Source organism: Cerasicoccus frondis, assembly GCA_031296915.1.
Classification (GTDB): Bacteria; Verrucomicrobiota; Verrucomicrobiia; order Opitutales; family Cerasicoccaceae; genus Cerasicoccus; species Cerasicoccus frondis.
In genome coordinates, this window is sequence record JAVDPC010000006.1 from 158434 (window position 1) to 173119 (window position 14686).

Annotated in this window: 13 protein-coding genes; 5 read left to right on the forward strand and 8 right to left on the reverse strand. The window is 55.9% G+C overall.

The window, feature by feature from the left end; translation table 11 throughout:
* Positions 1–3: 3 nt before the first annotated feature.
* Positions 4–762 (forward strand): imidazole glycerol phosphate synthase subunit HisF, encoded by a 759-nt coding sequence (gene hisF, locus RBB63_RS07035; protein WP_309382516.1) that lies wholly within the window; start codon positions 4–6, stop codon positions 760–762.
* Positions 763–810: 48 nt separating this feature from the next.
* Positions 811–1875 carry an AI-2E family transporter gene (locus RBB63_RS07040; protein WP_309382518.1) on the forward strand — a complete coding sequence of 355 codons (1065 nt, stop codon included), beginning with the start codon at positions 811–813 and terminating at the stop codon, positions 1873–1875.
* Between the two features lies 1 nt (position 1876).
* On the opposite strand, the gene RBB63_RS07045 is transcribed toward RBB63_RS07040, so the two are convergent.
* Both RBB63_RS07045 and RBB63_RS07050 read right to left on the reverse strand, forming a co-directional pair.
* On the reverse strand, positions 1877–3640 hold the full coding sequence (locus RBB63_RS07045) for an efflux RND transporter periplasmic adaptor subunit (protein ID WP_309382520.1): 1764 nt from the start codon (positions 3638–3640) through the stop codon (positions 1877–1879).
* Positions 3640–3930 (reverse strand): DUF1656 domain-containing protein, encoded by a 291-nt coding sequence (locus RBB63_RS07050; RefSeq protein ID WP_309382522.1) that lies wholly within the window; start codon positions 3928–3930, stop codon positions 3640–3642. The genes RBB63_RS07045 and RBB63_RS07050 overlap by 1 nt, the downstream gene beginning before the upstream one ends.
* A gap of 66 nt (positions 3931–3996) precedes the next feature.
* Between RBB63_RS07050 and RBB63_RS07055 the strand changes: the two genes are divergently transcribed.
* The gene (locus tag RBB63_RS07055; RefSeq protein WP_309382524.1) at positions 3997–6213 is read left to right on the forward strand and encodes an FUSC family protein; all 2217 of its coding nucleotides are present in this window, start codon (positions 3997–3999) and stop codon (positions 6211–6213) included.
* A 7-nt stretch (positions 6214–6220) separates the two neighbouring features.
* Here RBB63_RS07055 and ribF read toward each other — a convergent pair whose 3' ends face one another.
* The 6 genes from ribF to nusA form a co-directional block, all read right to left on the reverse strand.
* Positions 6221–7162 (reverse strand): riboflavin biosynthesis protein RibF, encoded by a 942-nt coding sequence (gene ribF / locus RBB63_RS07060; protein WP_309382526.1) that lies wholly within the window; start codon positions 7160–7162, stop codon positions 6221–6223.
* Between the two features lie 26 nt (positions 7163–7188).
* Positions 7189–7914, reverse strand: a complete 726-nt coding sequence (gene truB, locus RBB63_RS07065) for a tRNA pseudouridine(55) synthase TruB (protein ID WP_309382528.1) — start codon at positions 7912–7914, stop codon at positions 7189–7191.
* Between the two features lie 58 nt (positions 7915–7972).
* Entirely contained in the window at positions 7973–8971 is a 999-nt protein-coding gene (locus tag RBB63_RS07070; protein ID WP_309382530.1) for a DHH family phosphoesterase, read from the reverse strand.
* Positions 8971–9333: a 30S ribosome-binding factor RbfA gene (rbfA, locus tag RBB63_RS07075; protein ID WP_309382532.1), complete on the reverse strand. Its 363-nt coding sequence runs from the start codon at positions 9331–9333 to the stop codon at positions 8971–8973. The genes RBB63_RS07070 and rbfA overlap by 1 nt, the downstream gene beginning before the upstream one ends.
* A gap of 116 nt (positions 9334–9449) precedes the next feature.
* The gene (gene infB, locus RBB63_RS07080; protein ID WP_309382534.1) at positions 9450–11948 is read right to left on the reverse strand and encodes a translation initiation factor IF-2; all 2499 of its coding nucleotides are present in this window, start codon (positions 11946–11948) and stop codon (positions 9450–9452) included.
* A 74-nt stretch (positions 11949–12022) separates the two neighbouring features.
* Positions 12023–13267 carry a transcription termination factor NusA gene (nusA, locus tag RBB63_RS07085; protein ID WP_309382536.1) on the reverse strand — a complete coding sequence of 415 codons (1245 nt, stop codon included), beginning with the start codon at positions 13265–13267 and terminating at the stop codon, positions 12023–12025.
* A 197-nt stretch (positions 13268–13464) separates the two neighbouring features.
* Here nusA and RBB63_RS07090 point away from each other — a divergent pair, with 197 nt between their 5' ends.
* Both RBB63_RS07090 and RBB63_RS07095 read left to right on the forward strand, forming a co-directional pair.
* Positions 13465–13719, forward strand: coding sequence for a hypothetical protein (locus RBB63_RS07090; protein ID WP_309382538.1), 255 nt, complete (start codon positions 13465–13467; stop codon positions 13717–13719).
* A 54-nt stretch (positions 13720–13773) separates the two neighbouring features.
* Positions 13774–14685 carry a hypothetical protein gene (locus RBB63_RS07095; protein ID WP_309382540.1) on the forward strand — a complete coding sequence of 304 codons (912 nt, stop codon included), beginning with the start codon at positions 13774–13776 and terminating at the stop codon, positions 14683–14685.
* Position 14686: the final 1 nt, after the last annotated feature.

Genomic DNA, 14686 nt, shown 5'->3' on the forward strand with positions numbered 1-14686 from the left:
GCCATGCTAAGCGTACGCATCATCCCCTGCCTAGACGTCCACAATGGGCGTGTCGTTAAAGGCGTAAATTTCGTCAATCTCATCGATGCGGGTGATCCGGTTGAGCAGGCTAAGGCTTACGAAAAACAAGGCGCGGATGAGCTGGTTTTCTTGGACATCACGGCCTCAAGCGACGAACGCAACATCATGCTCGATGTCGTGGAGCGCACGGCGAGTGAGTGCTTCATGCCGCTGACCGTGGGTGGTGGCCTGCGCTCCATCGACGACATTCGCGCGATGCTCAATGCTGGTGCGGACAAGATTTCGCTCAACACTTCGGCCGTGAAAACGCCGGAGTTGATCAAGGAAGCCTCGGACAAATTTGGCAACCAGTGCATCGTTGTGGCCATTGACGCCAAACGCGTAGCTCCCGGCAAATGGGAAGTCTTTACGCACGGAGGGCGCACCCCTACGGGCCTCGACGTCATCGAGTGGGCGCAGAAGGTCACTGAGTTGGGCGCCGGCGAAATCCTGCTCACCAGCATGGACGCAGATGGCACGAAGGACGGCTACGATTGCGAACTCACCCGCACAGTCAGCCAAGCCGTGACGATCCCCGTCATCGCCAGCGGCGGCGCGGGCAAACTGGACCACTTGGTCGATGTGCTCAAGGAGGGCAAGGCCAGCGCGGTGCTCGCGGCGTCGATTTTCCACTTTGGCACATACACCATACGTGAAGCCAAAGAAGCGCTCGAAGCGGCCGAATTGCCAGTGCGTTTGTAAATCGATTCCCATTGATTTAAGAACCGCATTAGCTAGGTTTCTAGCGATATGCCTAGCCTTCGCCCAACTGCGCTCAATGCCCTGCTCGGTATCGCCGCCACGGTGATCATTATTGCGGGTCTGCGCGCTGCAGCTTCGATTGTCGTGCTGTTCCTGTTGGCGGTGTTCCTGGTGATTTTGATCGCCCCCATCTACTTCTGGCTGCAACGCAAAGGCGCGCCATCCTGGGCGGCGCTAATCGTGCTGATCCTCAGCATGCTCGGCATCGGTATGTTCACGGCGAGTTTCTTTACCAACGCCATCAATGACTTTGCAGGCAACCTAACGAAATACCAGAAGGAACTCACCGTTCAAATTAACCTCGGTGTCGAGTGGCTTGAAGCACATGGCGTTGAAGTGGAAGAAGATCTGGTGGCCAAAACCTTGGACACGAAGGCTCTCTTTGCTCAAACGGCAAACCTCCTCCGCTCGGTCAGCGTTCTACTGTCGAACGCCTTCGTGATCATCCTAATCGCCATTTTTATCCTGATGGAAGCGGCGCGGCTGCCGGATAAGATTCGCCACCTCCCCGGCATGACCAACGACTACCTCGAAGATCTCGAACAAATCGTGGATAATGTGCGTCAATATATGGGCATGAAGGCAGTTATGAGCGCCTTAACCGGCGTTCTCGTCACCATCCTACTCACGGTGATGGGCGTCGATTATCCAGTGCTACTTGGCGTGCTCGCGTTTTTATTTAACTTCGTACCCAGCATCGGCTCCATCATTGCGTCTATTCCCGGCATCCTATTGGCGCTGGTATTACACGGCGTAGCCGATGCGGCGATTGTCACCGTCGGCTATGTCTTCATTAATGTTGGGATTAGTAATGTGCTGGAGCCACGCTACATGGGCAAAGGGCTAGGCCTCTCGCCGATGATCATTATTGTAACCCTGTTTCTTTGGGCTTGGATTCTGGGCCCGATTGGTATGCTGCTTTCTGTGCCCTTGACCATGGCAATCAAGGTCGCGCTCGAAGCCAGTGAGAAAACACGCGGCATTGCCTACCTAATGTCCGACACCGTTCCCCAAGCGGAAGACTCGTCTCCAGAAAAGAAACCGGACGCGTAATTCACTGAGCACCCGCTTTTGACGCCTGCTTCATCACTGCATTCATGGAGCGAAGAGCTTCGCCAATTCGCGGACCAGGCACGTTCAGCAATTGGGAATCGACCACATAGACCTGATCGTTTTTCACCGCGCGTAGATCCTTCCAAAACGGATCAGCCTGCAGAGCCAACATCACCTCCTGCAACGCATCCTCCTGTCCCTCAGCCATGTCGTGGGTGATCAGGATGCAGTCTGGATCTGCGTTGATCACTGCCTCCCGCGAGAGTAAAGGCCACATAGACAAGGCGCCAGCGGCGACATTCCGTCCCCCAGCTAATTGAATCAAATTATCGCCATAGCTTTGGGGCCCGGCCACGTAGTCCAGCTGTGGACTGAGCGCCAGCAAAACCGTCTGAGGCGAATTCCGGTTGGCGACCGACGCGCTGACTGCCTCACGGTCCGCCTGCAACTGCTCCAGCACCTCACGAGCCGAGTCCATGCTTCCCATTGCCGCACCCAGTGTTTGACCATCCTGCAGAATCCCGTCGTAGCCATCATTATTCAATACCAGGACGGTTTGTCCCATTGCACGGAGTTTCGCCACATGCTGCGTGTCCATGATGTCCGCAGTGATAATCAGGTCCGCGTTCGCCCCAATGAGCGATTCATAATTGGGAGACGGATAGACTGCATAACGCGTCACATCCGAGCCATCAGACACTTCGCAATGCGGTGTGACTCCGATCAAACTCTCTTCCAGCCCCAACTGCTGCATCCATTGGGTCGTGCTGGGCGCCAGGCTGATGACACGCTTCGGCGCATGCTGGATGACTACGCTCGCCCCTCGCCCATCTGTTAATTCAATCGGATAGCGGACATGCGCCTCAGTAGGCTTACTTTGCGCGGCAAAGTCAGACTCCGCAATCGGATCAATCATCACGGACACCGTCTGTCCTACGCGCAGTTGGATATCAGCAGGGATGTCGATGGGCTTAATCCTGACGGGGAAACGCTGGGCCAACCGAACCCAATCGACGGTCGGCTTCACCATCGGCAGTTGCGTATTTTGATTGTTGGCGCCATCCGCCCGAAAGACTCCCCAGCTTATGCTTTCCACTTCGCCATGAAATGGCTCGAAAAAGTCGCCCATCATGACAATGCGCACGCGATCGCCGGGCTTGATGGAATGAAGGTCCGTCTCCCGGAAATATGCCGAAATCCAAAATGAGCTCGCATCGACCAAGGCCATCAGCGGCTGCCCGGTCGTCACGTACGATCCCACGGTCACTTCGAGGTTCGTGATGTAGCCGCTCACGGGCGCATTCACCCGCGTGTAGCCGAGATTTAAACGAGCCAGCTCCAGCTCTGCCTCGTCGACCGCGATGTCCGCCACTGCCTCCACATACTGTGCCTCGAAATCCTGAAAAGTCTCCAGCGAAATCAGCTCCTGCGAGACCAGATCACGTCGACGCTCCACTTCGAGCTTCAAATTGGCGGCGACTGCTTTGGCGCGCTCCAGGGACGCTTCCGCCCGATTGACCGCTTTTTGATAGTCCGTCGGGTCTATTTCAAATAGCGGATCGCCCTCACTCACCCATTGGTTGTCTTTGACATGCACCTTAACCATCGGGCCATCAACTCGTGCAGCAATCCCGACGACATAGGCGCGCACTTGCCCATCACGCGTCCAAGGGTGCGTCTCGTAGAGCTGATAAAAGCGCCAGGCCAGCACGCTGGCAGCCGCAACAGCCAAGAGAGTTAAAACGACTTTTAGCAGACCTTTCATTATCGGGGAAACAGTAGCAGCGCCAAGCCGGCGCTACAGCCAATCATCATCGCAAATAGAAAGAGTGGCGGATGCCAAACGAAACGCGTCAGCCCGAGGCGGTCCATTGCCCAGGCGAGTGCCCAAGCTACAATGAATCCCGCCGTCACCACGAAAAATGAAAACGGCAGGTAGAAGCCAAGCACGTCCAACTCAGGATTGAGCGAAACATCCGGCAGCCAGGCCATGCTCACGCGTCCCTGCCACTGGCGGTCAAAGGCGTTGAACAAAACTCCTAGCATCGCATTCATCAACGCCTTATGATTGCAAAGATTTCGCAGCTAAAGACAATCCTCTTTAATTAGCTCCCGCGCTGCATGCTCACGGCCAATCAATTGCGACTACTTACCAGCGTTAAAACAGCGCTGGCTGTGGTGATTGCGCTCGGTATCGCGATGAAGCTCAATTGGGAGCGCCCCTATTGGACTGGCATCACGGTATTCATCACTTTTCTGCCCTACGTTGGCGGAGCGTTCGAAAAGTCGGTATTGCGCGTATTAGGCACCTTGGTCGCCGGCGCCCTAGCCTACATCCTAACGGCTAGTTTCGAGCAAGACCAAGTCATGATGACGGCGTCGCTCTTTGTCATTCTCGCTGCATTTGGCTACGGAGCGACTGGCGCCTTCTACCCCTATTTTTTCATCCTGGGCGGCATCACGCTTTGCATCATCACGGGCACGACCATTGTTCACCCCGAAGATCTTTGGCATTTGGTGCTCTTTCGCACGCTGGAAGTCTGCCTGGGTGTCATCGTCGCCCTGAGCGTTAATAACCTCATCTTTCCGCAGCGCGCTTCGAACGCCTTCCGCTATAAGGCCTCCGATACGCTTAAAGATTGCAGCGACTTGCTGGCGCGCTCCGTGGATCACTATCAAAACGGAGCGCCGCTTCCGAGCGACATCAATGCACAAACCAAGCGCATCGCCGCGCATTTCCCCGTCTTGATGACGCTCTTTAAGTCTGCACTGCTCGACAGTAGCCGCCTGCACAACCACCAACACGCTTTTGAAGAATTCATGCGTGAGATCCGCCAAATCTATGTGGCGATCATGACCGTGCTGCGGGCGGTCAGCAGCGATACGCCGCGCAAATTTCAACTCGAACTGAAGGACGAACTCGAAGCCTATGTTTCCGCGCTTCAATCGGACCTGCTCCAAATCGTCGAGGACCTTCGCAATGATCGCCCTGCCCGCCGTCTCACCACGCTTCACAATGCTCGCGAAGCTTTGCGCAGCAAAGTAAACGCCCTACGGGCAGAGGGTGTTTCGTTCCGCTATCCGGTAGACGACGCCACTAATTTTTACGCCTATCTGGGCGATTTGAATTCGCTGCACGACTCCATGATCCGCCTAGTGCAATCGGATCGCGTTCTCTATCGTGACGCCGAAGCAGAACACCTGCCCAAGCGCGTACGCGCCCCCAAGGACCACTCGAAGTTGGACCCTCTACGCCTGCGTCATTGCATCAAGGTCGGCATCGCTTGCATCATTGCCCTATATGCCTACCTGTGGCTGCAATGGCCATCTGGCGTAACCGCGTTTTTAACGTGCTCGATCGTCATGCAGGTTTCGGCAGTGGCCAGCAACCAAAAGTCGATGCTTCGACTGGGCGGCTGTTTACTGGGCGGCATTTTTGGCGCGCTAACGCTCGCGTTTATTGAGCCAAACTTTGCGACCTATTACTCCTACTGCATCCCGCTATTCTTCATCTTCGCGTTCTTCTCGTGGATCAATAACGGGCCGGTAAAATACGCCTATGCGGGCTTCCAGGCACAACTGGCCTTTTTGCTGATGACCTCCATTTCGGCCGAGCAAAGCGTGGACCTTGCCGCTGGCGTGGATCGTTTATTCGGCATTTTACTGGGCGTGTTCATCGCAGCGCTCGTGCATCGAATGCTCTGGCCTGTCCTGCCCGAAAAGGAATTTAGCCGTGACATTCAGAGCTTTTTCGAACACGCCAGTGACTTCATGATCGAGCAGGATGAGCGCATCATGCGCCAACAATCCCAGCCAGCGCAGCGCGCTCAAGAGCGTGATTTGATCAGCATTGAAAAGTTGCCCGCCAAAACAATGGACTGGCTCGGGCAAATCGGTTTTCGCGAAAGCGAGCTCAAGCACCGCAACGACCTGACACAAATTTACCTTCAAGTGCAGGCAATCTCTTTTGCGTTACGCGGCATGGCGCAGGCGAATGCGCGCGACCTGGAGCCCGATACTTTGGAAACCATACGCCCTCAACTACGGAAACTTGATCATGCAGTGGCGCAGGTCTTTACCAATTGTGCGCAGGCATTTCGCGTAACAGAATATCAACGGAGCGATAACTCAATCCCCGATGCCCTGATCGGTGTGGAAAAACGACTGACTCAACTGCTCCGTGTCGAACACGCCTCCCGCAATCTCAACAACGAGCAGGTCGGCTGCTTCCTAAGCCTCGTTCGGCGCTACCGGGAGATCAGCTCGCTTGCCCAGGACTGCGAGCAACAAATCGCAACGACAAATCTCAATGTCCTGAAGCGCAGTGCGTTCTTCTAAAGTCTAATTAGCTGAAATAACGGACTGCTTCAGCTTTGTCTTTTGCGATTTGTGTCTTGAGCGCGTCCAACGAATCAAACTTCTGTTCCGGTCGGATAAAATGTTCCCACTCCACGATCAGTTCATCACCGGTCGTTAACTCTGTATCGCAAAGTGTGTGCACTTCCAGCAACGGTTCCACGGCGGCATTCTCGACGGTGGGACGCAAGCCATAGTTAGCCACAGCGTTTTCCCATTTACCACCATCAGCATCATCATCGCGACGCACTCGCACGGCATACACGCCTAGCTTCGGCTTTAGCTCTGGCGCCCAGCGAAGATTCAATGTGGGAAAGCCAATGCTACGCCCCAACTGACGTCCAGGTATCGCCTCGCCCAATGAAAAATAAGTGTAGCCCAGCAACTCATTCACATCATCGATACCGCCGTCTTTGAGGGATTGCCGAATGCGCGTGCTGCTGATCGGCTCGCCATTATGCTTAATGCGCTCCACGCTAAAAACGCCGATTTGTAACGGCTGACAAGCCTGAATCAGCGTGCGAATATCCCCAATTCGCCCCTTTCCGAAACGGAAATTCTCGCCGATGTGCAATGAACGCAGGCTTGGCAAATGTTGTCGCAACATGGCAGGGAAATTCTCCGCTGCTACGCTGGCGAATTCCGTGTTGAAACGCTGAAAGATCATCAGCGCCACGCCACGTTCACGCAGCAAGTGCTCCTTGACGGACCGCGGCTGCAGCAATCGCGTCGGGTCATTGGGCCGAAAGAGCGTGCTCGGATGCGGATCGAAAGTCAGCACTCCGGCTACGCCGCCTGTGCGATGCGCAGAATGCACCGCCGACTCGATGACGGCCTGATGCCCCAAGTGAACGCCGTCGAACATACCGAGCGCCAGATGCAATGGGCCAGCGACATTTGCCTGCTCCAACGATTCAACGATCACCGCCACTTGCTGCCTGTCAGTTAAATTTCGCCCTAAAGAACGTGGCTCGGAACGGCCTGATAGACGGGAATTAAACGGCGTCGGATCTCGACGGCCGTCAGTTCTTCAAACTTTTCCAATGGCGTGCACTGGGCAATTTTAAAGCTGCCACTGAGCGTGCGCCGAAGCTCCTTCAAGTGAGCGCCGCAACCCAGCTTTTCACCAATATCATGCGCCAAGGTGCGAATGTAGGTACCCTTGCTGCACGCCACTTCAAAGCTAATCTCAGGCAGATCAATCCCGGTTAACTCAATATGGGAAACACGGATAAAGCGCGGCTCACGCTCCACTTCCTTGCCTTTGCGGGCCAGTTTGTAGAGGGGCACACCGTCAATTTTCTTCGCCGAAAACATGGGGGGCGTTTGGTATTGGTCCCCCAGAAATTCGCCCAAAACGGACTTCACGCTATCTTCCGAAAGCTCTGGCACATCGCGCGTTTCCATCACTTCACCTTCGCAGTCGTAGGTGTTCGTGATCTCGCCCAGCTTCATTACGCCCGTGTATTCCTTGTCGAGCGACATGAGGTATTGAGACACCTTCGTCGCCTTGCCAACGAGAATAATCAGCAGGCCCGTGGCGTTGGGATCAAGCGTGCCGGCGTGACCGACCTTTTTCATTTTGAGCTTACGGCGTACGCGGTCCACCACGTCGTGCGAGGTGCAGCCGACGGGTTTATCGATGAGCAATACGCCTTCGAAATCTGTAGTGCTTTGAGACATTGGGATTATTGAAAGTGGGTTATTCAGGCAACCGCGACGGGAATGTCCAGCGAAAGCGTTACGCTTCAAGCGGCGCGACTTCCGCCAAATGCTCCTCCAGCTTGGCGACAATCTCGAGGTAAAAGGCTTCGATGTTCGAGTCGACGTTAAAGCCAGCAGCGGTGGCGTGCCCCCCGCCCCCAAATGACTTCGCCACCTGGTCGACGCGGTAATTCGCGTCTTTGGCGCGTAGGCTGCCCTTGAGCATGCCGTCCTCATATTCTTCAAGCAGAACGCCGACTTCCACGCCACCGATGTCCCGCGCGTAATCAACAAAGCCCTCCGCTTCCTCACGCCAGGCGCCGGTGTCCTTGTAAGCCTTCAGCGGCAAACGCCCGATGCAAACGCGTCCGCCGATTTCCAAACGCAAGGACGCCAAAAAGCGCTGCAAGAGCGCCAGTTTGTTGAAGCGTTCGTTTTCGAAAAGATGCCGCGCGGCCTCATTCGGCGAGGCGCCGTAATCCATCAGCTGCGAGCAAATCTTAAACACCTGCTCGGTGGTAGATGGAAAACGAAATTGGCCAGTATCCGTTGCGATGCCTACGTAGAGCGCCTGAGCCGTGACCGCATCCACCGGCAGATCAAAGTCAAAAAAGAGACCCGCCAATACCTCCGCCGTCGCGGCGCTGGTTGGCTCAATGATATTCAGTTCGGCGTAACCAGGATTCGAAATGTGGTGATCGATATTGGCGTAGGACTGTGGAAAAATATCGATCAACTTTTGCGAAACGCGAATCGGATCGGCGCAGTCCACATTGATCGCCAAGTGGTTGTCGTTCGTAAATTCATCCCACACGAGCAAGGGCGTATCCTGCACGATTGGCGCAATGTCACGCGGCGCTTCATGCCGGTTAACCGCCACTGCATCGACGCCCAGAGCCCGCAGCACACGAGTCAGCGCCACCTGAGAGCCAATGCAGTCCCCATCCGGCCGCATGTGTCCAAGCACAGCGACACGACGCCCCTTCACCGTAGCGAGCAGCTCGGCGAAGGCCTCTCTTTGCTCAGGATAATACATTATCGCGGCGATTCCCCTTCATCCAGTTCGTCATCGATCTCCTCAAGCAAGTCCAATACCCGCACGCCGCGGGCAATGGAATCATCATACTTGAATTGTAGCTTGGGCAGATACTTGAGAACGACTGTCTTAGCCAGGAACTGCCGGATATTCTTATGCTCTTTGTTAAAAAACTGCTCCGCAGCCGCCACTGCATCCTGATCGCCGATTACCGCGTAGTAAACGAACGCATTCCGGAGATCCGGCGAAACGTCCACCTCGGTAACGGTGATGCCCACGGCGCGCTCACGATAATTCGTGTGCAGCACCGTGCTGATCTCGCGCTTGACGAGTTCATTGACCCTGACGCTCCGGGAGGACATTGCTTAAAAGGAAAAAGTTTAAAGGAGAAAGGAAAAAGAAGTTAGGAAAGAGTTCTTAGGACCTGAATCTTACGGTTCTTAAACTTCTTCCTTTAGTCTTTTTCCTTTCAACTCGCTTACAGACTAGGTCGGAATTCGACGATTTCAAAGGCCTCGATGACATCCTTCTCCTCGTAGTCATTGCAACCAGTGATGTTGGCGCCGCACTCGTAGCCAGCACGCACTTCCTGAGCATCGTCCTTGAAACGCTTGAGCGCGCCAATGCGACCTTCGTGGATGACTTCGTCCTTACGCAGCAGACGAGCATGCGCATCGCGCTTGAGGATGCCTTCGGTGACCATGCAACCAGCAACCCAGCCCTTGCCGACCGGGAATATCGCGCGCACCTCGGCCGCGCCGAGTTTGTTCTCGCGGAATTCCGGCTCGAGCAGTTCGGCCATCGCTTCCTTCACTTGGTCGATGAGCTCGTAAATGATGTTGTGCTGGATGATCTGCACATCTTCGTGCTTGGCTTGAGCCTGCACACCGCTTTCCAACTTGGTGTTAAACGCCACCACTGCAGCCTTCGAGGAGCTGGCCAGCACGATGTCACTCTTGGACACGAGGCCCACATCGCTTTCGATCACATTGAGGTTCACCTTGTCGCTTTTGATCGACTCCAGCATGCCAACAACCGCCTCCATCGAGCCGTGAACGTCGGCCTTGACGATGACACGCAGCACCTTGGCCTGCTTTTCATCAATCATGCCCAGGAACTCGTCCAGATCCATCGGCGCATTGGCCTTGGCCTGACGGTCAAGCTGCTCCTTTTTGAGCACCAATGCATTCTCTTCGGCCAGTCGACGCGCTTCCTTGTCGTTCTTGACGGTGTTAAACTCGCTGCCGGCATCGGGCGCGTCAGACCAGCCCATGATGCGAACCGGAGTCGCGGGCGGAGCTGATTTAACCTGCTTGCCATTTTCATCGAGCATCGCGCGGACTTTGCAGAAGTCGGGTCCACAAACCAGAGCACAGCCTGGCTTGAGCGTTCCCTTCTGCACGATCACCGTTGCAGTGGATCCACGGCCTTGCTCGACCTGGGACTCGACCACGATGCCCTGCGGCGGGCACTTTGGATTGGCCTGCAATTCGAGCACTTCCGCCTGAAGCAGAACGGACTCCAATAACTCTTCGATGCCTTCGCCATTGATAGCGGACACCGGGGTGCAAAGCGTTTCGCCGCCCCAGTCTTCCGAAGCAATGCCGCGCTCCTGCATTTGCTGCTTCACGCGGTCGATGTTCGCGCCCTTGGCGTCCATCTTATTGATGGCTACCACGATCGGCACATTGGCCTTTTGGGCGAACTTCAGCGCCTCATCAGTCTGCGGCATGAAACCGTCATCCGCCGCCACCACGAGAATGGCGACATCGGTGACGTTCGCACCACGTTCACGCATCTTCGAGAACGCTGCGTGACCGGGAGTATCAATGAAAGTGATCTTCTGGCCGCCTTGCTCAACTTGGTAGGCGCCAATGTGCTGCGTAATGCCACCCGCTTCGCCCGACACAACGTTGGCTTTGCGAATCGAGTCCAACAACGTCGTTTTGCCGTGGTCGACGTGACCAAGCACGCAGACAACCGGAGGACGAGGCTCAAGCTGGCTGGGGTCGTCGTCCGACACCTTGGCCTTTTGCTTTTTGGCCTTGGCCTGAGCCTGCTCTTCGCCGCGATGGCGAACCTCCAACTTGAAGCCGTGCTTTTCCGCCAGGCGGGCCGCAACGTCTTCCTCGATGGTCTGGTTCATGCCGGCGAAAATGCCTGCATCCATCAACTCGGAAATCAGCTTAAAGGGCTTCATGCCGATCAACCCGGCAAAGTCACGCACCACAATCGGCGGCTTAACCTGGATGATCTTCTGTCCGTCCTGCTCAACGATTTTGCCCTCTTCCACTGAAGCTGGCTTGCTGGGCTGCGAGGCGCCAATAACGACCTTTTTCGTCTCCTCACGGGTCGGAATATTCGGCGCCGGAGGAGTCTTCGGAGGCAAAGTAACCTGAGGTCCGGTGTCGTCCTTGGGCTTGGTCGGCGCAGGCATTGACATCTTGGGGACCGGGGGGGGAGTCGGCATGCTGGGCATTCCGGGGGACTTCCCCGCAGGCTTGGGCATCGTGGGCATGCCAGGAGACTTTGCGGAAGGCATCGACGGCATGGTCGGCATCTTCGGCGACTTGGGGCCGGACTCGGCGGACTGCTGCGCTTGCGGCGCCTTGACGGCAGCCTCGCGCTCTTCACGGCGACGAGCGATTTCCTGCTCACGCTCACGTTGTTCGGCGGCCTCCTTTTCCTGGCGCTCACGATCCAAGTCCGCCTTGGACTTCACGATGGCGCCGACGGGGATGTTCGGCTTAACCGGCTCCTTAGGGGCTGGCGCTTCCGGCGCAGGCGCGGGCGCCTCTGCGCTGGCGGGCTCAGAGCTGGCCTGGTTCTGGAATTCCTCGATAAATGCTTCGGCCGAGATGTTATCGATGGTGCTTGACGCACTCTTCACCTCAAAGCCCCGCTCGCGCAGGATTTCCATGACCTCCTTGTTCTCCATGTCGAGTTCTTTGGAGATCTCATATATTCTGCGGCTCATAAAATATTATTGGTGTCTTCTTCTACAGTTAAAATTATTGTGCTCAGTGCAGTCTCAAATGTGTCGGGTGTAAATTAGCCGGAAATGGATTCTGCGACCTTCGTGATGACGAGGTTGGCCTCTTCTTCGTTCAATCCCATATCCATGAGGTCGTCCGCTTCTACGCCGGCAAAGGCTTCGATGTTGTTCAGGCCATTGTCGACCAGAATCGCGGCGCGCGGCACCTGCAGGCCAGTGCGCTCGGCGAGGGTCAGGATCGCTTCCTGACGCTTTTCGTCGAAGCCCTGCTCCTGCACCTTGAGCTTGCCAATGTCGAGGCGCCAGCCAAGCAACTTTGAGGTGAGCTTGGCGTTCTGGCCGCGACGGCCAATGGCGATGGACAAATCCTCTTCATTGACCTCGAAGTAAATGCGGCGGTGCTCTTCGTCCATGCGAATGTTGCGCGGAATGGCCGGCTTGATGGCCTCCTGGAGCAGCGTGATTGGATCGGGATCATACTTGATGATGTCGATCTTCTCACCGCCAAGCTCACGGACAATGCTCTTCACGCGGGCGCCGCGGGCGCCAACACAAGCCCCCACTGGATCAACCTTGGGGTCCGTGCTGTGAACAGCGAGCTTCGAGCGATAACCCGGCTCACGGGCCATGCCTTCGATGGTCACCGTGCCATCGGCAATCTCGGTGACTTCCAGCTCAAAGAGGCGGCGGACGAAATGCAAAGAAGCGCGGCTGAGGATCAGCTCTGGCCCACGGGGCGTCGTATCGATCTTCAAGAGCAGGCAGCGAATGCGCTCACCCGGCGCATAGTCTTCACCCGGGACACGCTCGCGGGGGGGGAGGACCGCTTCGGCCTTACCGAGGTCGACGATCAGGTCGCCACGCTCGCGGCGACGAACCACTCCGGAGACAACATCACCGACCTGATCCTTGTAATCGTCGAAAATACGCTCTTTCTCGAACTGGCGGATGCGCTGCATGATCGCCTGGCGGGCGGTTTGCGCGGCAATGCGGCCAAGGAATGCGGGATCGACTTCACGGTAAACGGTGTCACCGATCTGAGCGTCTTTCTTATAAACCCCAGCCTTTTCGATGTGAATTTCACAAGCTGGATCGCTGACCGAGTCAACCACGGTCAATTCAGCCCACGCCTTCAGTGCGCCATTGCGGGGATTGATTTCCACCTTCAATTCCTGGCCGGCGTTCACGCCTCGCTGGGCGGCGTTGCGAATCGCCGAGGAAATAGTCTGAATCATGTCATCACGACTGATTCCCTTTTCCTTTTCCATGTATTCGAGGACTGACAGGATTTCGTTGCTCATTGTTGTGGGTTTTTAAAATAAAAAAAAGTGGGCCGAGACCCACCTATCGTTGGTTAGATAGTTGTTTTATGCAGTGATAATGAAAAGACCGCTCGTCTTGTCAAGACCTCTGGCGCCGTGTCTGCTGTATTATTACGCTTGCTGTTTCGACTCATTTGGAACAAAATGTCACACAATTCTTAAATCCACACAGACCTATGAAGAAGATGCTACTCACCCTCACCGCCGTCGCAGGCATGTTGATCACCCTTGGTTGCGAAAGCACCGACACAACCAAGCCAACTGAAACCGCCAAGCCAATCGGCGCTTCCAAACCCGTCGAGGACCTGTCCATGACGCCCAGCGAACGCCGCGTCATGCAGATGCAAGGACTCGACCAGGAATATGCCGCTGGCGGCATGACTCCGGCCGAATACAACATGCGCCGTGAGCAAATAATCGAGATGTATTAATTTTCGCGCAGATTTTCGTTGGCGGAAGATACGGGATGCACTTCCCTATCTTCCGTGACCGAATCCCTCGCCGAAAATAATCCACTCACTGTCTTAGGAGACGCATTCAATAATGGGCGTCTTGCACATGCGTTGTTGTTTCAAGGCGCAAGCCTTGAGACTCTAGACGATGCGTGTCGACATTTGGCGGGACGACTACTCAACACACAGGACTCGACGAATCATCCGGACTTTTTCAGCGTGCGACCGGCGAACAAAATGCGGCGCATCAGCACGGACGAAATTCGCGAGCTCAACCGTAACATACAGCAGACCTCCAACCAGGGGGGCGGCAAGGTCGCGGTCATCTTTGAGGCGGACCGCCTTCAGACTCAGGCAGCCAATGCCTTCCTCAAAACCCTGGAGGAGCCGCCAGCAGAAACCACGATCATCCTGCTCACGACTCGCCCCTACGATCTGCTCGCCACCATTCGCAGCCGCTGCCTGCTCGTCAACTTCCCCGCTGACCAGGACCGCATCCCCTCCCCCGACTGGAAGCAATGGCTCGCCGATTACGCAACGCTTTTGGAGCTTGCTGGCCGGGGCGCCAACCGCAGTTCGGCACCCGAGCTTATCCTCGGCGCTTATGGCCTCATTACCCGCTTTGTCGGAATCAAAAATGAACTCTCCGGCGCTGCCTGGAAGGAATTCAAACAAACGCTGCCCGAATCGATGACCGACGATCAAGTCGTCGCCATGGAAACCGGCTACATGAAGAGCCTTCGCGGGCGCATGTTTTCCGAAATCGAAGAACAGACCCGCAACGCAGCCCTCCATACCGAGGACATTGGCAGCGCCGGTCGTCGACTCGACAGCGCCGTGCAACTCCTGGAAAAATCTGCCGGCTTACTCGAAGTCAACTTCCAGGAAGCCGCCGCCCTCGAATACTTCCTCCTCAGCAGCCTCCGCATCTGGGCCCGCTCCTAGC